Source organism: Pseudomonas sp. NFX1 (assembly GCF_051123555.1).
GTDB lineage: Bacteria > Pseudomonadota > Gammaproteobacteria > Pseudomonadales > Pseudomonadaceae > Aquipseudomonas > Aquipseudomonas capeferrum.
Genome location: NZ_CP169366.1, coordinates 1437354 through 1457259, shown reverse-complemented (window position 1 = coordinate 1457259; position 19906 = coordinate 1437354). Strand labels below are relative to the sequence as shown.

The window sequence follows — 19906 nt, the reverse complement described above, 5'->3', positions numbered from 1 at the left end:
GAAATTTACAACGAGGGCCATGTCAAACAACAAGCCCCTGCAAGCCACATATTGAGCGCTTTGTCGGCGAGAAGCTACTAACAATTTTACCAGTGTCGAAAATAGCTGAATCCTGTACCCGAATTCACCGGCAAAATGCCCCTGTACCCCCTTCAAATAAGCGCGTTGATCACCAGCAAATGCACCGGGTAGAACAGGTACCCCCAGCGCCCCACCGCTGGCACGCGCCACTCATCACGACGTAATAGCAAACAGCCGAACGGCACCGCCAGGGCAGCGGCGGCCAAGGTCAGCAGGGTGAACGGCGCGAGCGGATGTTCGCGCAACCAGCCGTTGGTCAGGTTGCCCGCCATTGCCAGCAGGCACGGCAGCAGCCACGTCAGCGCGCCCAGGCGGCGAGCTATGAGCCAGGCGGGCGGCAACAGCACGCCGGCCAGGCCGTACATCAGGCGTTCACTGAACAGGGCCGCAGCCACCAGGGCTACCAGACCAAGTACCCGTGCTACCACCTGATGCTGCTGCACGCCCACGGCTACCAGGAGCCCAAGGGCCAGCGTCGGCATCACACTGAACGTCTGCGAACCGCTGTCTAGCCAACGGTAGGGCCATTCGGACACTACTGAAAACACCAGCATCGCGCCCAGGTAGCGCAGGTTGACGCCGGTTGACGGCGCCCCTCCGTGCTGGCGCCCGACATTGACGGCGATAGCCAGGCAAAACAGCGGGAAGGCCAACCTGCCAAGGATGAACAAACCTTCGGCACGCGGCCATATAAAGCGCAGGTGGTCGGCGACCATGGTCACGATCGCCACCCACTTGACCAGGTCCAGCCCTGCCGAGCGCATCCCCTAGTGCCCGCGCTGTGCCGCCGTCGGCGCCAGGTAGCGGGAGGTCCAGGCAGCCAGCGGCAGGGGCGGTTGCTGGTCGACGATGCGCCGCCAGATCAAGGCCAGGTCATGGCTGTTGAACATCGACGCTACCCCTGCCCCCTGCCATGCCGTGGGGGTATCGGCAATCCAGTGCCCCTGGCTGTCGCGGTGGGCCATGTTGAAACGGAAGGTGTAGTTGCCTGGGATCCCCATGCGCAGGTCGGTCACCACCAGCGCGCCGTCGACCTCGTCGTAACGCAGCCAGTCATCGGTGAACCAGCGCAGGCGTTGATGCAGTGGCGCAGCGGCAAGCGCCGCACCCAGTTCAAGGTTGCGGGGCAGGCGCTGCATTTCCGGCGGATGTTGATCGAGCCAACTGCTGACACCTTCGTAGTAGGCGCCGTCCGGGGTCTTGGCCAGCACGCGCCAGATCAGGCTGTTGAAGGCGATAGGCACGGCGCGTACGTCACTGGCCGTGATGCCTTGGTGGTCCAGGGCTGCCTGAAAACGCTGCTCCGCCTGCATGCGCCCGGCCAGGCCAAAGCCCAGGTAGGCGGTACTGAAGACCAGTGCCAGGGTCATCAGCCTCACGGCTTTGCCCGTCACCCCCTTGGCAAGGGTGTAGACCACTGCGGCCAGCAGCGGCACGGTATAGACCGGGTCGATGATGAACACCGCCGCCCAGCTTTGCGGGGTAACCGACAGCGGCCAGAACAGTTGCGTGCCATACACGGTAAAGGCATCGAGCACCGGGTGGGTGACCAGCACCAGCCAGAACGCCAGGAACAGCCGCGGCAAGGTGTAGCCTTTGCCCGGCCAGCACCTGTTGACGCACCAGGCCAGCAACAGGGCCAGCCCGGTGAGGACGAACAGGGAGTGGGAGAAACCCCGGTGGTAGGTCATCTGCGAGACCGGGTCGGCGTAGCGGATGATCACGTCCAGGTCAGGCAGGGTGCCCAGCGCGGCGCCATACAGCAGCGAACGGCGGCCCTGGATGCGGCCGAGCACAGTGCCCTGCAGGGCGGCGCCGAGTACGGCTTGGGTCAATGAGTCCAAGGGGGAGTTCCTGTGTGGATGACCCAGGAAAACTACCCCCCTCCTGCCCTGCGGTGCAAATGCGGTTCAGTGACAAAAGGTGGCAAGGCCGGGCGATGGGTTTTCACAGCAACTGCCAGGTGTACACCAGGATCAGGCGGTTCTCATCGATATCACTGCGGTAGTTGGACCGTGCCATGGCATTGCGCAACCGAATCCCCAACCCTTTCAGCAGCCCGCTCTGCACCGCGTAGCCGATATCCAGGTCCCGCTCGCGGTCACGGCCCTCGTAGCCCAGCCCGGTATCGACATTGTTGCCGGTGATATAACGCACCCCTGCCGTCAACCCGGGTACGCCCATGGCGGCGAAATTGTAGTCGTAGCGCAGCTGATAGGAGCGCTCGTCGGTATACGCGAACTCGTAGGTGGGAACCTCGTTACCCAACGGTGAAATGTTGGCGAATACCCGGGGGAACGGGCTGTCGCCATAGATGCCCTGGTACCCCACATGCACGCTGTGCCCACCCTGCCGGGCGGTGAACAGCGAGAAGAAGGCTTGGTTGTCGATAGTGCCGAGCAGCGCGTCACCGTCTTCGCGGGCGGTAAAGTACCCCAGGTTGGCACTCAGCACCCAGTCCCCCACGGGTTTGCTGTGCTTGAAGCCGACAAAACCTTGTTCGTAGATGTCTTCCAGCTGCCCGTACCACAGGCTGACACTGCTCTGGTTCGCATTGAACGCGTAGTCGCCCCCGACATAGTTGAACGCATCGCTTTGTGCCTGGCGCATCGGCACATGGCCGAGCATGGCGTTCATCTTGCCGTCGCCGCCTTCGTTGCGCAGGTGCGTGGACCGCAAATGCCCGCCCTGCAAGGTCAGGCCTTGCAGCTCGGACGTGCTCAGGCTCACACCCTGGTAAGTCGGAGGTAACAGGCGGATATCGCTGAAGGTCAGCACCGGCAAGTTGGGTTGCAGCTCGCCAACACGCAGCTCGGTCTTCGACACCCTGGCCTTGAACGTCGGTGCCAGGCGGCTGTAGTCGTCTGCGGCGCGGCCATCGCCATGCACCGGCAGCAGGCCGGTATTGACCCGGTCAGGGCTGCTGTCGAGCTTGATCCCCAACAGGCCCAGGGCATCCACGCCAAAGCCGACCGTGCCGGGGGTGTACCCCGACTTGAAGTCGAGAATGAAGCCCTGGGCCCACTCCTCGGCCTTGGACTGCTGATTGGCCCCGACGATGTCCGAGAAGTCACGGCTGAAGTAGTAATTACGGGCGCTGAGGCTGGCTTTCGAATCCTCGAAGAAGCCGCCATCAGCGGCCAGCACAGGTTGGCTGAGCAAGGTCAGGCCGATGGCAACGCAAGGGGTGTGGTTCATTCCGAAGCTCTCTTGATCTTGTTGTTATGGATAAAGCGCTGGGAACACGGGGTTCATGGGGTACGGCGCAATACCTCGCTCGCTTGCGGCCGACGCAGCCTGAGCAGCGCATGCGCCAACAGGCCGAACAGCAGCCCCCAGAACGCCGCCGACAGGCCAAGGAAAGACACCCCCGAGGCGGTGACCAGGAACGTGAACAGGCCGGCATCGCGCTCCGTAGGCTCGGCCAGGCTGCGCGCCAGGGCTTCGCTGATCGCCCCGTACAGGGCAAGCCCGGCAAGGGCTGCGATCAATGCCGCAGGGAAGGCAGCAAACAGCGACATCAACGTGGCACCGGCAACCCCCAACAGCAGGTACAACACGCTGCCGGCGACGGCCGCGACATACCGCCGGCGCGGGTTTTCATGGGCCTCATGGCCGGTGCACAGGCTGGCGGTGACGGCTGCCAGGTTCAGGCCGTGGCAACCGAAAGGTGCCAGCAAGGCGCCGCCGATGGCGCTGGCACCGATCAAAGGGCTGGCCGGTGTGGCGTAGCCGGCGTTACGCAGCACCGCCATCCCTGGCATGAACTGCCCGGTCAGGGCCACCAGCACCAGTGGCAGCGCCAGGCTAAATACCGCCGCCAGGCTGAACTGCGGGGTAACCCACTGTGGCGAGGCCAGTTGCAGCACCAGGGCCTCGCTGCGAAACGCGCCGCTGGCCACGGTGACGACGGCCCCCACGCACAGCACGGCGGCCACCGCATACCGCGGCTGAACCCTGCGCATCAGCACATAGGTAACGAACATCGCCAGTACCAGCAGCGGTTGCACGGGCAAGGCGCGGAACACCTCGGTGCCGAAACTGAACAGGATGCCCGCCTGCATGCCAGCAGCGATGGACCCGGGCAGGCGCGTGATGATGCGGTCGAAGGCCCCGCTGATGCCGATCAGCAGCAGGATCAGGTTCGCCACCAGGTAGGCCCCCACGGCCTGCTCCAGCCCCAGTGCCGGCAAGGCAGTCACCAACAGGGCCGAACCCGGGATCGACCAGGCGATCACCACCGGCACCCGATAGCGCAGGCTCAGCAATGCGCCGAGCACAGCGCTGCCCATGGAAACGGCCCACACCCAGGACGACAGCTGGCCGTGGGGCATGTGCGCGGCCTCGGCGGCGTGGAAGATGATCACCAGCGGGCCGGCGTAGGAAATCATCGTCGCCAGGCAACCGGCCACGATGGCGGACAGCGAACTGTCCTTGAACAGGGTTTTCATGGCACCTCTCGCAAGGCTTGGGGCAGGTGTGTGGATCAGGCCTCTTGCAAGGCCTGTGGTCTTGCTAGGCCTGTGCAGCCGTAGCCAGGCCATGCCGCCGGCCACTGACCAGGTGCACGGCCATGGCCAGCGCGGCAATCGCGCCAGGGATGGCGAACGCGATGAAATTGAGTTGCAGCGGCAGGTTGATGCCCATCAGTGCGCCCCCCAGCAGCGGGCCGACGATGGCGCCGTTGCGGCCGATCCCCGAGGCCCAGCCAAGGCCGGTGGAGCGTACCGACAGGCCGTACATCTGCGCTGCGCCGGCGTACAGCAGTATTTGCGTGCCGATGGTGGTGGCGCCGGCAATGAAGATCAGCAGGTACAGCACCGGCATCGGGCTGTTCACGCCCAGCAAGCTGATCGACAGTGCCGCAGCGATGAAGAAGCCGACCTTGACCTTCACCAGGTTGTAGCGGTCGCCCAACCAGCCCCCCAGAATAGCCCCGGCCATGCCGCCAAAGTTCAGCACCAGCAGGAACGACAGGCTCGAACCCAGGCTGTAACCTGCGTTGGCCATCAGTTTTGGCAGCCACGAGCTGAGTGCGTAGACCATCAGCAGGCAGCAGAAAAACGCCAGCCACAGGGCCAGGGTGCGCACGGCCAGGCCGTTGCGAAACAGCTCCACGACAGCGTTGCCGCCGCCCTTGCGGTCCGTTGCCTGCAGCGTGTCGCCAGGCTGTATGTCGCAAGCGGGGTCGAGCTTCTTGAGCAGTGCGCGGGCTTCATCGGTGCGCCCTTGGCGTACCAGAAAACCAATGGATTCCGGCAGGTAGTAGAGAATCACCGGCAACAGCAACAGGGGTACGGCTGCGGCGAAGAACATCGACTCCCAGCCGAAACGCGGCAGCATGAAGATACCGACGCCTGCCGAAAGCATGCCGCCCAACGAGTAGCCACTGAACATGATCGCCACCAGCGTGCTGCGCAGGCGTTTTGGCGCATATTCGTTCATCAGTGCCACGGCGTTGGGCATCAACCCGCCGCAGCCCAGGCCGGCGATAAAGCGGTAGATGCCAAACTCGCTGGGGCTGCTGGCGAAGCCGTTGAGGATGGTTGCCGTGGAAAACAGGGCAAAGCACAGGGCGATGCCCTTCTTGCGCCCGATCCGGTCGGCCAGGCTGCCGAACACCAGGGCACCGAACATCATCCCGAACAACGCGTAGCTGCCCAGGGCGCCGGCCTGCAGTGGCGTCAGCCCCCACTCCTTCATGATCACCGGCAAGACCACGCCGTAGATGAACAAGTCATAGCCGTCGAAAATCAGCAACAGGCCGCACCAGGCCATGACCATCCAGTGGAAGGGTGTGAAGCGCGCGTTATCGATGATCGGGTGTACGTCAAGGGTTCGCATGGCAGCTGTCTCTATTGTTTTTGTTGTGGAAGAAAACCTTTGCCTTAGGGTGTGGCTCAGCCGAGGTCGCCGCCCCCTACCGGCAGGGTCACACCGGTGATGTAGGAGGCCTCGTCGGAGGCCAGGAAGAGGATTGCGCCAACCTGCTCGTCGATGCTGCCGTAGCGGTGCATCAGGCTGCTGTCGAGGGTCTGGTCAACGATCTGCTGGTACCAGGCCTTTTCCTGCTCGCTCTGCTCGGCGCTGTTGCGTGGCACCCGCCGCGGCGGCGCCTCGGTGCCGCCAGGGGCGGTAGCATTGACGCGGATCCCGCGGCCGGCGGTTTCGAAGGCCAGGCAGGCGGTCAGTGCGTTCACGCCGCCTTTGGCCGCGCCGTAGGGCACGCGGTTGACGCCACGGGTGGCGATGGACGAAACGTTGACGATGGCCCCTGCCCCCCGTTCGAGCATGTAGGGCAACGCGGCGTGGCAGCACCACAAGGTCGGAAACAGTGAGCGGCGCACTTCGGCCTCGATCTGTTCCACTTCATAGTGTTCGAAGGGCTTGGCCCAAATGGTCCCGCCGACGTTGTTGACCAGGATGTCGAGGTGCCCGAAGGCCTCGACTGCAGCGGCCATGACCCGGGCACAATCGCTGTGCTGCTCGAGGTCGGCGGTGAGGGTCAGCATGCCCTCCCCGGCCAGTTCGTGAACCAGTTCGGAACGGTCCACCGCCACCACTTGTGCGCCTTCGGCCTTCAGCCGCCAGCACACCCCTCGGCCAATGCCCTGGGCAGCGCCGGTGACCAGGGCGACCTTATTGTGAAATCTTGACGTCATCTGAAACGCTCCATATTGATGCTGTCTGTGTGGGAGCGGCAGCCCCCACGAACGCTCAGGCCGCAGCCGCCGCGAACTTCTCGTAGTAGAAGTTCACCGGCGTAATCCCCTGCTCACGCACGTACTGGCTGACCGCCTCGACCATCGGCGGCGGCCCGCACAGGTACACATCCACATCGCCGTCGTTGAGGTGGCGCGGCTCGATGTGCTGGGTGACGTAACCCTTCTGCGGATGTTGGCTGTCAGGGTTGGCCACGCAGGCACTGAAGGTGAAGTTGGGGATGCGCGCCGCCAAGGCCTGCAGGCGATCGAGTTCGACCAGGTCAAAGTCGTTGGTCACCCCGTAGATCAGGTGCAGCGGGTGTTCGCTGCCCTGCTCGGCGATCTTCTCCAGCATCGCGGTGAACGGTGCCAGCCCGGTACCACCGGCCAGCAGCAACAGCGGCCGCTGAATCGGCCGCAGGTAGAAGCTGCCCAGCGGCCCTGCCAGGCTCATGCTGTCGCCGGCCTTGGCCAGGTTGGTGAGGAAACTGCTCATCAGCCCGCCGGGTACGTTACGGATCAGGAAGCTGACTTCGCCGTCCTTCTGCAGCGAGCTGAACGAGTAGGCACGACTCTGCTCGCTGCCCGGCACCTTGAGGTTGACGTACTGCCCCGGCAGAAACGCCAGCCGGCTCAACGCCTCGCCTTTGATTGACAGGGCAATGGTGCTCGCCGACAACTGGCGCACATCGCTGATGGCGGCCTCGAAGCTGGCCTGCTCGGTCTTGCACAGTTGCGAAGACGCCGGGATGCGTAGCACGCAGTCGGCTTCGGCGCGCATCTGGCAGGTCAGCACGTAGCCTTCGGCGATTTCGTCCTCGTTCAGGGCGTCTTCGATGAAGTTGTCGCCCAGGTCGTAACGCCCGGCTTCGGCCTTGCACTTGCAGGTGCCGCAGGCGCCGTCGCGGCAGTCCAGCGGGATGTTGATGCCCTGGCGATAGGCAGCATCGGCCACGGTTTCATGGCCATCGGCCTCGATGAAGCGGGTCACCCCGTCTTCGAAATTCAGTGCGATCTGGAAGCTCATGTAGCACCTCGCGGGCGAGCGTCGCCACGGCGCGCCAAGCGGCACACCGAGCGGCTCGCGTTACCTCGGATCAGATGTGGTAGATGTCGATGACCTGGCGCACGTAGTCGTTCTTCAGCACCACCTTCTTGGCCTGGATCAGCGGTTGCTCGCCGCGCAGGTCAAGGGTGTAGAAGCTGCTGCCGAAGTAGCTGTCGGTGGTCTTGTAGCGAAAGCTCAGGGTGTGCCAGTTGAAGCGCACCTGGCAGTAGCCCTCGCCTTGCTCGACGATCTCGATGTTGCTGATGTTGTGTGAGGTGCGGGTATCCGGCACGGTCGCACTGGAGCGCTCGGTCTTGATGCGGAACACCCGGTCCTCGAGGCCGCCACGGTTGCCGTACCAGATCAGCGATATCTCGCTTTGCGGGTCGGTAGTGAGGCGGTCGTCATCGTCCCACGCCGGCATCCAGAAGCTGGCGTCGGCGGCATACAGCTCCAGCCACTGGTCCCACTGGGCATCGTCCAGGTAGCGCGCTTCGCGGTAGAGGAAGTCGCGCACGGTTTCATAGAGGCTCATTGCACGGCCTCCACGGGGATCAGTTGCTGGTCATCCTTGAGCGCCTGGATCATGGTGTCCTGCCAGTACTTGTGCTGCAGCACGAACAGGCCTTCGTCCTCGGTGCGCACACCCGACAGCAGCGGTTTGAGCTCGATTTCGCGGGCAGCCTCGTCGGCGCCTTCGACCCAGTGCTCAGCGCCGCGGGACATGTCGTTCCAGCCGGTACCGCCGCCGTAGCCGGTCTGGCACGAGCGGAACTCTTCCAGGTCGTCCGGGGTGGCCATGCCACTGACGTTGAAGAAGTCCTCGTACTGGCGGATGCGCTTGGCGCGGGCATCGGTGCTTTCGCCTTTGGGCGCGATGCAGTAGATGGTGATTTCGGTCTTGTTCACCGAAATCGGCCGGGCAATGCGGATCTGCGAACTGAACTGGTCCATCAGGTACACGTTGGGGTACAGGCACAGGTTGCGCGAGTTTTCGATCATCCAGTCGGCGCGTGCCTGGCCGAAGTCGGCAACCAGCTCATCACGTCGCTCGAATGCCGGGCGGTCTTCGGGGTTGGCCCAGCGGGTCCACAGCAGCAGGTGGCCGTGGTCGAAGGAATAGAAGCCCCCGCCTTGCTTGGCCCAGGCGCCTGCGCTCATGGTCTTGATCTCGTCACCCGACTCGCGCTGTTTGCGCTGGTTCTGGGTGGCGGCGTAGTTCCAGTGCACGGAGCTGACGTGGTAGCCGTCGGCGCCGTTCTCGGCAGTGAGCTTCCAGTTGCCTTCGTAGATGTACGAACTGGCGCCACGCAGCACTTCCAGGCCTTCAGGCGACTGGTCGACGATCATGTCGATGATCTTGGCCGACTCGCCCAGGTGCTCCACCAGCGGTTTGACATCGGCCTTCAGGCTGCCGAACAGGAAGCCCCGGTACGACTCGAAACGCGCGACCTTGGTCAGGTCGTGGGAGCCGTCGCAGTTGAAGCTGTCGGGGTAACCGGCGTTGCTCGGGTCTTTGACCTTGAGCAGTTTGCCGCTGTTGTTGAAGGTCCAGCCGTGGAACGGGCAGGTGTAGCTGGCGCGGTTGCCGCGTTTGTGCCGGCACAGCATGGCACCACGATGGCTGCAGGCATTGAGGAAGGCGTTGAGCACCCCGTCCTTGTTGCGCGCGATGAAGACCGGCTGGCGCCCCATGGTCAGGGTGAGGAAGTCGTTCTTTTCGGGGATCTGGCTTTCATGGGCCAGGTAGATCCAGTTGCCCTCGAAGATGTGTTTCATCTCCAGGTCGAACAGCCGTGGGTCGGTGAACATCTCGCGCTTACAGCGGTAGATGCCCTGTTCACGGTCGTCCTCGAGCATGGCATTGAGGTAGTCGAATCCCAGGGACATGGCCAGGGTCTCCATTGTTATTGTTCAGACCATGTCAGGTTAGGGATCAAGGCGTGGTGGCAATATCCTTTTCGTGCAGAGTGCTATCCGCTTTGTGCACATCAACCGCGGTTGCGCAGCGTTACCGAGGGCAATACCCCATAGCGCTGGCGGTAGGTTTCCGAAAAGCGTCCCAAGTGCAGGAAGCCATAGTCCATGGCAAGCTCGGTCACACTCCTCACGCTGCAACTGGCATCGCTCAGGCACGCATGCACCCGCTCCAGCTTGCGCAGCCGCACATAATGTTTGGGCGTGGTACCCAGGTGCCGATCAAACAGCGCATACAGCGACCGCAAGCTCATGCAGGCCTGCTCTGCCAGCACCTCGGCTGACAGCTCAAGCTTCAGGTTGCGCTCGATGTAATCCAGGATCCGCTCCAGGCTCGCCGCCGGCGCACTCAGGCTTTCGCGCCGAATGTTGGTGCTCATCAAGGTCAGCAGTTTGCTCGCGACAATCTGGCTGTAGTGCCCTTGCACGCGAGGCAACGGCTCATTCACCTCGGCTTCATGGCAGACCATGGCCAGCAGGTTCACGAACCCGTCCAGCTCCTCCAGCCGGTAATGGTTGCGCAAGAACCGCACGCCGCCATCAGGCCGCTGCCAGCGGTGCTCGTCACAGATCGAATCGAGCAGCCGGGTCGGCACCTTGAGGATAAATTTCTCGCAGTCTTCCGAGTAGGTCAGGTCAACCGGGTCGTCGGGGTTGATCAGCAGCAGCTCGCCGGGCACCAGGTGATGCTCGCGCTGGTGCCCGCGCCACAGGCAGTTGCCGTTGAGCAGCACCTGCAGGTGGTAGATGGTTTCCAGCGCTGGCGAGGTGACGCGCACGCTACCGCCGTAGCTGATGCGGCACAGGTCGAGTTCGGCGAACTTGCGGTGGCTGAGGCTGGCCTGGGGATGGGTGGTGCGGGACAAGCCGATGCAATGCTGGCCCACGTGCTGGTTCACATAGTCGGACACAGCATAGGGGTCGGCGTGATGAAACACGCTACTGCGCTCGCTCAGCAGGCGGCTTTCCATAGGCAAGGCACTCGGTTTCGTTATTGTTCTGGGCGCCGCTCCCTACGGGCTTGGGGCCAGTGGTTGCGGTCGATCACGGTCATTCTATCGGGCTGGGCGCAGGGAATTGGGGCAGGCGACAGCCGGTGAATGGCCACACTTAAGCAAAAAGGCGGGGGTTGGGCAATGCGACGATTGGAATGGGCGTGCGGATAGCGGACAAGGCGTCAATGCTTAATGTTCGATTACCGAACGCTATTATGCGCTCTGCTGCACCGCCCAGCCTTGGCTGCGCGCCCGGAACTGGCGCGGGGCGATGGCGAACAGCTCGCGAAAACGCCGATAGAAATGCGGAAAACTCACAAACCCACTGGCGACCGCCACCTCGGTCAGTGACTTGCTGGTGTGTTGCAGCAGCTGGCGTGCATGGGTCAGGCGCAACTCCAGGTAGTAGCGCGGCGGTGTCGCCTGCACGTGGCGGCGGAACAAGCGCTCCAGGTGACGACGCGACAACCCCGCATGCTCGGCGATTTCGTCGATGCCGATCGGGTCTTCGATATTGGCATGCATCAGCTCAAGGGCCAAACGTACACCCTTGGGCAGGCTCGGGTCGATTTCCGCTGCGCTGGCCGGCGCATCACTCATCACCCGCGCGCGGTCGCACGCCAGCATCTGTTCCACTGCCCGGCGCAATACCGGGCCGCCACTGTGTTCAAGCAACGCCAGCATCATGTCCAGGGCACTGCTGGCACCCGCGCAGCTCAAACGCCGGCGGTCCAGGACATGGGCCTGGCGGCTGACCCGTACCTTGGGGAACAGCTCGCTCATCATCGCCCGGCCATCGGGGTGGAAGGCGCAGTCGTGATCATTGAGCAGGCCCGCCTCGGCCAGGAAGTAGGCGCCGTTCCACAAACCGCCAAGCTGGCAGCCATGCAGGTCGGCCTGGCGCAACTTGGCGCGCAGCAGCGGCGCGCTTTCCAGGCGCACGCGAAACCCACCGCACACCAACAGGCTGTCCAGAGCCTGCACATCCAGCTCGGCCAGTGGCGTGTTGACCGGCAAGGCGATGCCCAGGTCGCTCATGACCTGCGCCCCGTCCCCCACCACCTGGATCTGGAACAATGGCGTGGCGCTCATCAGGTTGGCGGTAACCAGGGTGTCCATGGCGGCGGTGAAGGCCATCATGGAGAAGTGCTCGCGCAGCACGAAGGCGACGCGTTGGCACGGCATCGACAGCGCGGTGCGGCCCGCCGCGTCCAGGTGGGCCAGGTTGGCGTTCTTGAGGATGCTTTCGAAATGGCTCATGGTTTCAACTCTACTGCGAAAATCGCGGTGCCCTTCATCGCAGGTGAGCCCGCGATGAAGCCAACACCGATGGACCAGGTTACTTGCTGGCCTGGGTCGCCGCTGCGCGCGACGCCTGCAGCCATTCATCGAACTGCTGACGGTGCGCCGCCACCCACTCCTTGGCATGCCGGGTGATGTCGGCAGGCTTCTTCTCGCCCTGCTGCATCTTCAGGTTCTGCGCGCTCTCGTCAGCCGTGGTGATCTGCATCAGTGACAGGAACTTGGTGGCCGCCGGGTTCTCTTCGGCAAACTCCTTGTTCATCACAGCCTCGACCTTGTCGACCGCAAAGCCCAGGTTCTTGCCCTTGTACATCGTGTCGACCGAGTTGTTGCCATCGGGCAGGTCGGTCTTCGGCACTTCCAGCCAGACCACGTCCTTGCCCTCGACCAGCACGGTGGAAATCCACTGTGGCACCCAGGTGAAGTACAGGATCGGCTTGCCTTCCTTGTAGCGGGTGATGGTGTCGGCCATCAGCGCAAAGTACGAGCCCTGGTCCACGTGCACACTATCGCCCAGGCCGTAGGCCTTCATGTGGTGGGCGATGACCAGCTCGCAGCCCCAGCCGGGGTTGCAGCCGGTGAGGTTGGCCTTGCCGTCGCCGTCGGTGTCGAACAACTTGGCGATCTCCGGCTTTTTAAGGTCGGTGATGTACTTGATGTGGTACTGCTCAGCGGTCTTCTTGTCGATCAGGTAGCCCTGCAGCACGCCCGGCATGATGTCGCCGGCCTTGACCATCACGTCATTGCCACCGGCCTGCTGGTAGAACTTGTCGTGCAGCTTGTCCCACAGGTGCACGGTGAAGTCGGCATCGCCGTTGGCCAGCGCCACCATCATCACGCCGTATTCGGTTTCCTTGGGTTCCTGGACCTTGTAGCCCAGTTCGCGCAGGCCCTCCATGGCCACCTCGCCACGGAAGCGCTCCTCGGCAATGGAGGGGAAGATCGGCGTCACCTTCACGCCCTCGCCCGGCTGGTCGGCCGAAGCGTTGGCGCACAGCGAGGCGATGACCAGGGCCAAGGCACTGGCGCCTTGCAGGATGCTGCGGGAGAACATGGATTCCAACATTGTCGCGTACCTTCTTGTGGTTTTTATAGCGTGTGCGGCAGGTCGAATAGGGTTGTATCAGGCGGTCTTGCGCCGCCCTGCAGCTTGCCCTGCACCGAAGAGGCGCAGCACCACGCCCACGGGCCCGGTGTGGTACCAGCGCAGGCTCGGGTCGGCGCTGCTGCGCGCGCCCATGGCCTGGGTCAGGCGGTCGAGGAAGATCGCCAGCAGCACCAGCCCGACGCCACCGACCGTGGCCAGGCCCATGTCCAGCCGGCCGATGCCGCGCAGCACCATCTGGCCCAGGCCGCCGACCGAGATCATCGAGGCGATCACCACCATCGACAGCGACAGCATCAGGGTCTGGTTGAGCCCGGCCATGATGGTCGAGGTGGCCAGCGGCAGCTGCACCCGGGTCAACATCTGCCGCGGCGTGCAGCCAAAGGCGCGGGCGGCTTCGATCTTGTCTTCCGGCACCTGGCGGATGCCCAGGTTGGTCAGGCGTACCAGCGGTGGCAAGGCGAAGACGATGGTCACCAGAACGCCTGGCACGTTGCCGATGCCGAACAGCATCACCACCGGCACCAGGTAGACGAACGCCGGCAGCGTCTGCATGGCATCGAGCAGCGGGCGAATGATACTTTCCAGGCGGTTGCTGCGGGCGCAGACGATGCCCAGCGGAATACCGATCACCGCGCAGAAGAACACCGAAGTGAGCACCAGTGCCAGGGTGGTCATCGACTCCGACCAGACGCCAATCAAACCGAGCAGGGTCAGGGTGACAAAGCACAGCAGCGCCATGCGCTTGCCGGCCAGCTGCCAGCCGAGCAACGACGACAGCAGGATGCCAATGGTGGGTGGAATGCTCTGCAGGGTGAACTCGATGCCATTGAGCACCTGGTCGATCGGCCAGCGAATGGCGCGGAACACCTCGCGGAAGTTGTGCACAAGGAAGTTGAGGGTGGCGGTGACCCAGTCACCCAGGGGGATGGTGGCCGCCTGGAACGGGTCGAGCAGGCTGAATTCGGACATGGGACAACCTCGCGTAGGTTCAGTGGCGGCTCAGGGACTGCAACGGCGCGCTGTTTGCCAGGCTGGCGCACTGGCAGCGGCTATTGAAGGTCTTGAAGAACGCGCGCACATAGTCGTTGGCCGGCTGGTCGATCAGCGCTTGCGGCGTGCCGATCTGCACCACCCGGCCGCCCTCCATGATCGCGATGCGGTGGCCAATGCGGATGGCCTCTTCGATGTCGTGGGAAATGAAGATGATGGTGCGCTGCTGTTCGGCCTGCAGGCGCATCAGTTCGCCCTGCATCTCGCTGCGGATCAACGGGTCGAGGGCCGAGAAGGCTTCGTCCATCAGCAGGATGGTCGGGTCGTTGGCCAGTGCGCGGGCCAGCCCTACCCGTTGTTGCATGCCACCGGAAAGCTGGTGCGGGTAGCTGTGCTCGTGGCCGGCCAGGCCAACCTGGCTCAGCGCTTCGCGAGCACGGCTGTGGCGCTCGGCTTCGCCGACGCCGGCGATTTCCAGGCCAAAGGCCGTGTTCTGCAGCACGCTCATGTGCGGCATCAAGGCAAAGGACTGGAACACCATGCCCATTTCCTTGCGGCGCACATCAAGCAAGGCTTTATCGGACAGCCCGGTGATTTCACGGCCATTGAGGTGGATGCTGCCAGAGGTGGGTTCGATCAGGCGGTTGAACAGCCGCACCATGGTCGACTTGCCCGAGCCTGACAGGCCCATGATGACGAAGATTTCGCCACGCTTGACGGAAAAGCTTGCATCGAACACGCCGACGACGTGGCCGGTCTTGCTGAAGATTTCGTTCTTGTCGGCGCCCTTGCGGAGCATCTCCATGGCCATGTTCGGGTTGGGGCCGAACACTTTGAAGATGTTGTTTACCGAAAGAATCTCATCGGCATGGCTCATACGACCCTCTTTATTATGCTTATAACCAATCTATCAACTTCGCACTTTCAATAAGGCGGGTAGATCAGTGCGAGTACGCTTGGCAGTTCGTTCACACTCGAACGTGAGTCAAAACCGGCACGCAGAAAGTCCTGCTTCAAAAAGTTATTCGACATCGATGTCTCAATGTCGCGCCGGTATTTCACGTTATGCCTAGCTCCAGAGCGGGTCCAACGACATTTGCAGGGCGCTAACCATTACCTGAAGTTATCAATTGGGCGGCAGCCCCGGTGGCAGAGCGCTTGTGCATTTACCGCAGGGTGCGCAAAGGCTAGAGTGAGGGCCTTGGCTAGACGAAGGACCCCACCCCAGCACCATGGTCAGACACTCCGAACCCGATCAGACCCTGCTCAAGATGCCTTCGCTGCGCGCGGTCAAAGTGTTCGTCGCGGCCGCCAAATACCAGAACTTCACCCGTGCCGCCGAAGCGCTGTGCGTGACCCAGGCGGCGGTAAGCCGGCAGATCCGCGAGCTGGAGACCTACCTGGGTGCCGAACTCTTCACCCGGGTCGGCCGCGCGGTGGAGCTGACCGTGGCCGGGTCGATCTTCTTCGATGCGGTGCAGTTATCGTTCGTCAACATCGCCCAGGCGGCCGAGCGAATCCGCAGCAACACCAACACCAAACACGTGGTCACCCTTTGCTGCTCACCGGCGTTTGCCGCCTTGTGGCTGGGGCCACGGATGCCGAAGTTCTTCGATGAGAACCCGGATATCGACATCAACCTGGTGACCACCCAGAACTTTTTGTCGATGGAGCCTGGGGTGCGGCCGGACATCTACATCACCAAGCTGGGCAAGATCCAGGCGGGCTATAGCTGCCACCCGCTCAACCATGACCTGATCTACCCGGTGTGCAGCCCGCACTACCTGGCCCAGCACCCGCAGCTGGCCACCCTGGAAGGCATTCGCGATGGCTCGCTGCTCAACCTCAGCCCTTATGGCCGCTCGCAGGTAGCCGAACACGTGGACTGGAACGTCTGGCTGGCGTTCCATGATGTCGACCTGAAAAGCCGCGCCAGCACAGCGCCGCATTTCTTCAATGCCAATGACTACAACCTGCTGGTGCAGCTTGCCTTGGGCAGCCAGGGGGTGGCGCTGGGCTGGCACCATCTGGTGGCCCCGCTCGTTGCCCAAGGGTTGCTGGTGCGGCCGGTGGCGCAGCAATTGGAGCTCAAGGACACCTTCCACTTCCTGGCCTTCAACGAAGACAAGGAACATGAGCCCAGCTGCCGACGCCTGCGCGATTGGCTGCTGTCAGCGTTCCAGCCGCTGTTGTAGAGCGGCCTTGCGTCGCGCAAGGGCGCAGCTACCGCTCGGCGTTTTTCCCGACATCCAACCCCATGCATCTGGTACAACCGCGCCATGCCTACCTTCTTCCTTACCCACCTGCGCCGCCGCTGGCTCACCTGGCTGTGCGCCACCCTGCTGGTCATCGGCCTCCCCACCGGCTGCGCCGTTCTGCAACACAAGGAGCGCGAGCTGGTGTTCCGCATTGAGCCGGGCCAGGCCAGCTGGTTCCGCGGGCTGCCCAGCGGGGTGCAGGAACTTGACCTGCGCCCGCACAGTTTCACCGAAAACCAGAGCCTGCACGCCTGGTGGTGGCCGGCTAAACGCGCCGATGCGCCTGCAATCCTGTACCTGCACGGCGTGCGCTGGAACCTTACCGGGCAATTGTTCCGCATCGAGCAGTTGCATGCCATGGGCTATTCGGTGCTGGCCGTGGATTACCGCGGCTTTGGCCAGAGCCGTGGCGGCCTGCCCTCCGAGGCGACGGTGTACGAAGATGCGCAGATCGCCTGGGCACGCTTCGCCCAGCTGCAACCTGATGCCAACAAGCGGTTGATCTTCGGCCACTCCCTGGGGGGCGCGGTCGCGGTCGAGCTGGCCACGGCGCTTGCACGGCAAGCACACAAGGACGGCAGCCCGCCCCCCGCCCGGGGTTTGATACTCGAATCCACCTTCACCTCCCTGGGCGACGTCGCTGCGGCTGTTGCCGATACCACCCTGCCCGTGCGTTGGCTGATGTCGCAAAAATTCGATTCGCTAGACAAGATCAAGGACGTAGGCCTGCCGTTGCTGCTGGTACACGGGCTGGACGATCGCTTTGTACCCTCGCGGTTCAGCCGACAGCTGTTCGACGCGGCGCAAGAGCCGAAGACCTTGTTGCTGGTGCCGGGGGCTACCCACAACAACAGCATGAGCCTTGCAGGGCAACGTTATCGGCGGGCGATTCAGGCGTTGTTGTGAAGGCAGGGCATTCACTGCACCGGCAAAAAATTCATCAGCAACAGGCTTTGCGCATAGTTGAGCCCGATCCGCCGATAGCGCTCATCCAGCAGCTCTGCGAGCAAATCCAGGCGCGCGACGATCTTGCCGAACTCGACGGCGAAACTCAGGTTGCTGCCCTCCTCCGAAATCTCGTTGGAGAACAGCAACAGCACGCCATTGGCATCCTGGCGCTGGCTGAGCATCCAGGTGGCCTTCTCGATATTGCGCGCCGCGTTGTTGACGAACAGCGGGTCGATGGTGTCGGTCATGTAGAACTCGGAGCGCCCGCCATGGGCGGTGATCAACATGCTGCCGATGGCGTAGATGAACGCACCGACCCGATCGCCACGAAACTCCGGGCTCAGGGCGTAACTCAGGGCCGCAAGGTCGCGCCGATTGCCCAACTGCGACAAGGGTTGGCGCTGCTCGATGGCGATGCGGATCTGCCGCTCGGCCGTGGCGGCATCGACGTAGCCGGACATCTTCCACTGGTTCGGGTTGCGCAGGTACAGCTTGTTCATCAGCAGGTACAGGCTTTGCAGGTTGTCGCGCATGGACAGCGTCGCCAGGCGGTCGACACTGGTCTGGAACAGCTCGCTGGGCTTGCCGTTGCCAAACTGGCTGACGATGTCACGGCCCTGCTCCTGGGTGCAGGCACACAGGCAGGTCAAGGCGCCTGCCAGCAGCAGGCCAGGGAGGGTTTTGAAAGGGCTTGCAACCATCGGCACCGGGTCGATATTCGGCGGCCGCACCGGGGATCAGCGCGGCCTGGCCAAGCATAGAGCGCACAAACCGGAAAAAGTGCGATGGTTGCGGTAACTGGCTATCGGAACTTACAGGGCGTGGCGCAGCATCTCCACCATCTGCGCATGCAGTTCCGGGTCACCACACGCCACCACACAGCCGCCATGCTGCGCCGAGCTGCCGTCCCAAGCCGTGATCACCCCGCCCGCCCCTTCGATGATCGGCATCAATGCCTGCACGTCATACGGCTGCAGGCTGGCTTCGACGATCACATCGACAAAGCCCGAAGCCAGCATGCAGTACGCATAGCAGTCACCACCATAACGCATCAGCCGGGCCTTGCCGGCAACCGCCTCGAAGGCCGCCTTGCGTTCGGCGGTGTCGAACATGTCCGGCGTGGTGCACATCAGCGTGGCCGAGGCCAGGTCGGCGCAGGCGCGGGTCTTCAGCGGGGTGCCACTGCTCCAGGCACCTTGCGGGGTGCCGACGAAGCGTTCGCCGGTGAAGGGCTGGTTCATCACGCCTACGACCGGGCGTACACCGTCGTTCAAGGCAATCAACGTGCCCCACAGCGGCAAGCCGGTGATGAAGGCGCGGGTGCCGTCGATCGGGTCGAGCACCCAGGTCAGCGGGCTGGTCCCCACCGCCACGCCCTGCTCTTCACCCAGAATGCCGTGCTCGGGGTAGCGGGCTTGGATCAGTTCGCGCATGGCGTCTTCGGCCGCCTTGTCGGCCACCGTCACCGGGTCGTACAAGCGCCCGCCCTTGTCCTCGACGTCCAGGCTGGCGCGAAAATACGGCTTGATCGCCAGCGCGGCGGCATCAGCCAGCTGCTCGGCAAAGGCGCGGTATTCGACGATCTGTTCAGCACTCAGGGACATGGGGCGGGCCTCTTGAAGATAGTGGGGCCAGCATCATACCCGACAAGCCGCGCCGCACCAGCCGCCCAGCAACAGAGGCCACTATTATGACATTATCGCCACTTCATTTAACCGTCACCCAAACGTTGTACTAGGATACCCATCACCTCCCGAATGCGGCCCAGGACGCGGGCCGGCAGACAGACGGGGATCTGCACCACCGAACCTCATGGATGACACGATGAATTCGCACCTGCTCTACCCGCAAATTGGCAAAGTGATTGCCAGCACCGGCAGCCGCCAGTTCCCGCGCATGCTGCACGACCTGATCCAGGCCCACCTGACCATCGATGCCACGCACATACGCCTGTTGCCAATGGCACCCGCCGGCTATGACAGCCACGCCACCCTGATCGACGAGACGGTGTTTTCCTCGGACGAGCCGCCCGCCAGGGATTTCAGCGACCCTTCGCGCTTGCACCTGATCCGCCGCAAAGGCGATTCGCGCTATGAGATCCATGTACTGCGCGCTGACTCGACCTACGGGTTTTCGGCCTTCGAACGCAACCGCCTGGACGATATCTCGCCGCTGCTGTTGCCGATGCTGGAGAAGCACATCAATGCCTTGCAACCCGCCCCAGAGCGCACCACCCAGGAGAGCCTTGAGCAGCGCTTTACCGACCGCCTGGGGCAATCGGGGCTGAAGTTGTCAGAACGTGAGTGCCAGGTGTGCCTTGGCCTGCTGGCCGGGCATACCGCCCCGGAGCAGGCCGAGCGGTTGGCCTTGAAGGTGAATACCGTCGAGAGCTATTTGCGCCGGGCGGCGATCAAGCTGGGGATCAGCGGGCGGCATTCGTTGATGCGCTGGATGTATACCGCCGATTGATCATGTGTTGCCTGTCACGGCCTCTT

Annotated in this window: 19 protein-coding genes; 3 read left to right on the top strand and 16 right to left on the bottom strand. The window is 63.2% G+C overall.

Annotated features, from left to right (window positions below; all coding sequences use genetic code 11):
• Window positions 1-152: 152 nt before the first annotated feature.
• The 14 genes from DJ563_RS06250 to DJ563_RS06185 form a co-directional block, all read right to left on the bottom strand.
• On the bottom strand, window positions 153-845 hold the full coding sequence (locus DJ563_RS06250; protein ID WP_434519053.1) for a TraX family protein: 693 nt from the start codon (window positions 843-845) through the stop codon (window positions 153-155).
• A 3-nt stretch (window positions 846-848) separates the two neighbouring features.
• On the bottom strand, window positions 849-1925 hold the full coding sequence (locus DJ563_RS06245) for a metal-dependent hydrolase (protein ID WP_274099711.1): 1077 nt from the start codon (window positions 1923-1925) through the stop codon (window positions 849-851).
• A gap of 103 nt (window positions 1926-2028) precedes the next feature.
• Window positions 2029-3279 (bottom strand): OprD family porin, encoded by a 1251-nt coding sequence (locus DJ563_RS06240; protein WP_434519052.1) that lies wholly within the window; start codon window positions 3277-3279, stop codon window positions 2029-2031.
• Between the two features lie 53 nt (window positions 3280-3332).
• Window positions 3333-4532 carry a benzoate/H(+) symporter BenE family transporter gene (locus DJ563_RS06235; protein ID WP_434519051.1) on the bottom strand — a complete coding sequence of 400 codons (1200 nt, stop codon included), beginning with the start codon at window positions 4530-4532 and terminating at the stop codon, window positions 3333-3335.
• A gap of 64 nt (window positions 4533-4596) precedes the next feature.
• Entirely contained in the window at window positions 4597-5925 is a 1329-nt protein-coding gene (locus DJ563_RS06230) for an MFS transporter (protein WP_434519050.1), read from the bottom strand.
• A gap of 56 nt (window positions 5926-5981) precedes the next feature.
• Window positions 5982-6743 carry a 1,6-dihydroxycyclohexa-2,4-diene-1-carboxylate dehydrogenase gene (locus DJ563_RS06225; protein WP_274099707.1) on the bottom strand — a complete coding sequence of 254 codons (762 nt, stop codon included), beginning with the start codon at window positions 6741-6743 and terminating at the stop codon, window positions 5982-5984.
• Between the two features lie 55 nt (window positions 6744-6798).
• Window positions 6799-7812, bottom strand: a complete 1014-nt coding sequence (gene benC / locus DJ563_RS06220) for a benzoate 1,2-dioxygenase electron transfer component BenC (protein ID WP_434519049.1) — start codon at window positions 7810-7812, stop codon at window positions 6799-6801.
• Window positions 7813-7882: 70 nt separating this feature from the next.
• Entirely contained in the window at window positions 7883-8368 is a 486-nt protein-coding gene (benB, locus tag DJ563_RS06215) for a benzoate 1,2-dioxygenase small subunit (RefSeq protein ID WP_261871848.1), read from the bottom strand.
• Entirely contained in the window at window positions 8365-9723 is a 1359-nt protein-coding gene (gene benA / locus DJ563_RS06210; RefSeq protein ID WP_274099706.1) for a benzoate 1,2-dioxygenase large subunit, read from the bottom strand. Before benA ends, benB begins: the two co-directional genes overlap by 4 nt.
• Before the next feature lie 101 nt (window positions 9724-9824).
• Complete coding sequence (locus tag DJ563_RS06205) at window positions 9825-10781, bottom strand: helix-turn-helix transcriptional regulator (protein WP_274099705.1); 957 nt, start codon at window positions 10779-10781, stop codon at window positions 9825-9827.
• Between the two features lie 237 nt (window positions 10782-11018).
• On the bottom strand, window positions 11019-12065 hold the full coding sequence (locus tag DJ563_RS06200) for a GlxA family transcriptional regulator (protein ID WP_434519048.1): 1047 nt from the start codon (window positions 12063-12065) through the stop codon (window positions 11019-11021).
• Between the two features lie 79 nt (window positions 12066-12144).
• Window positions 12145-13173, bottom strand: a complete 1029-nt coding sequence (gene proX, locus DJ563_RS06195; RefSeq protein ID WP_274099703.1) for a glycine betaine/L-proline ABC transporter substrate-binding protein ProX — start codon at window positions 13171-13173, stop codon at window positions 12145-12147.
• A 57-nt stretch (window positions 13174-13230) separates the two neighbouring features.
• Window positions 13231-14184, bottom strand: a complete 954-nt coding sequence (gene proW / locus DJ563_RS06190; RefSeq protein ID WP_274099702.1) for a glycine betaine/L-proline ABC transporter permease ProW — start codon at window positions 14182-14184, stop codon at window positions 13231-13233.
• 19 nt (window positions 14185-14203) lie between these two features.
• Window positions 14204-15082, bottom strand: a complete 879-nt coding sequence (locus DJ563_RS06185) for a quaternary amine ABC transporter ATP-binding protein (RefSeq protein ID WP_274099701.1) — start codon at window positions 15080-15082, stop codon at window positions 14204-14206.
• Window positions 15083-15437: 355 nt separating this feature from the next.
• Between DJ563_RS06185 and DJ563_RS06180 the strand changes: the two genes are divergently transcribed.
• Together DJ563_RS06180 and DJ563_RS06175 are read left to right on the top strand one after the other, a co-directional pair.
• Window positions 15438-16400, top strand: coding sequence for a LysR family transcriptional regulator (locus DJ563_RS06180; RefSeq protein WP_274100218.1), 963 nt, complete (start codon window positions 15438-15440; stop codon window positions 16398-16400).
• A gap of 84 nt (window positions 16401-16484) precedes the next feature.
• Complete coding sequence (locus tag DJ563_RS06175; RefSeq protein WP_434519047.1) at window positions 16485-17369, top strand: alpha/beta hydrolase; 885 nt, start codon at window positions 16485-16487, stop codon at window positions 17367-17369.
• 11 nt (window positions 17370-17380) lie between these two features.
• On the opposite strand, the gene DJ563_RS06170 is transcribed toward DJ563_RS06175, so the two are convergent.
• A complete protein-coding gene (locus DJ563_RS06170; protein ID WP_434519046.1) occupies window positions 17381-18112 on the bottom strand; it encodes a hypothetical protein in 732 nt (243 codons plus the stop codon).
• A gap of 111 nt (window positions 18113-18223) precedes the next feature.
• The gene (gene hisN, locus DJ563_RS06165; protein ID WP_274100693.1) at window positions 18224-19015 is read right to left on the bottom strand and encodes a histidinol-phosphatase; all 792 of its coding nucleotides are present in this window, start codon (window positions 19013-19015) and stop codon (window positions 18224-18226) included.
• Between the two features lie 220 nt (window positions 19016-19235).
• On the opposite strand from hisN, the gene DJ563_RS06160 reads away from it, so the two are divergent.
• Window positions 19236-19880, top strand: a complete 645-nt coding sequence (locus DJ563_RS06160) for a helix-turn-helix transcriptional regulator (RefSeq protein ID WP_274100692.1) — start codon at window positions 19236-19238, stop codon at window positions 19878-19880.
• Window positions 19881-19906: the final 26 nt, after the last annotated feature.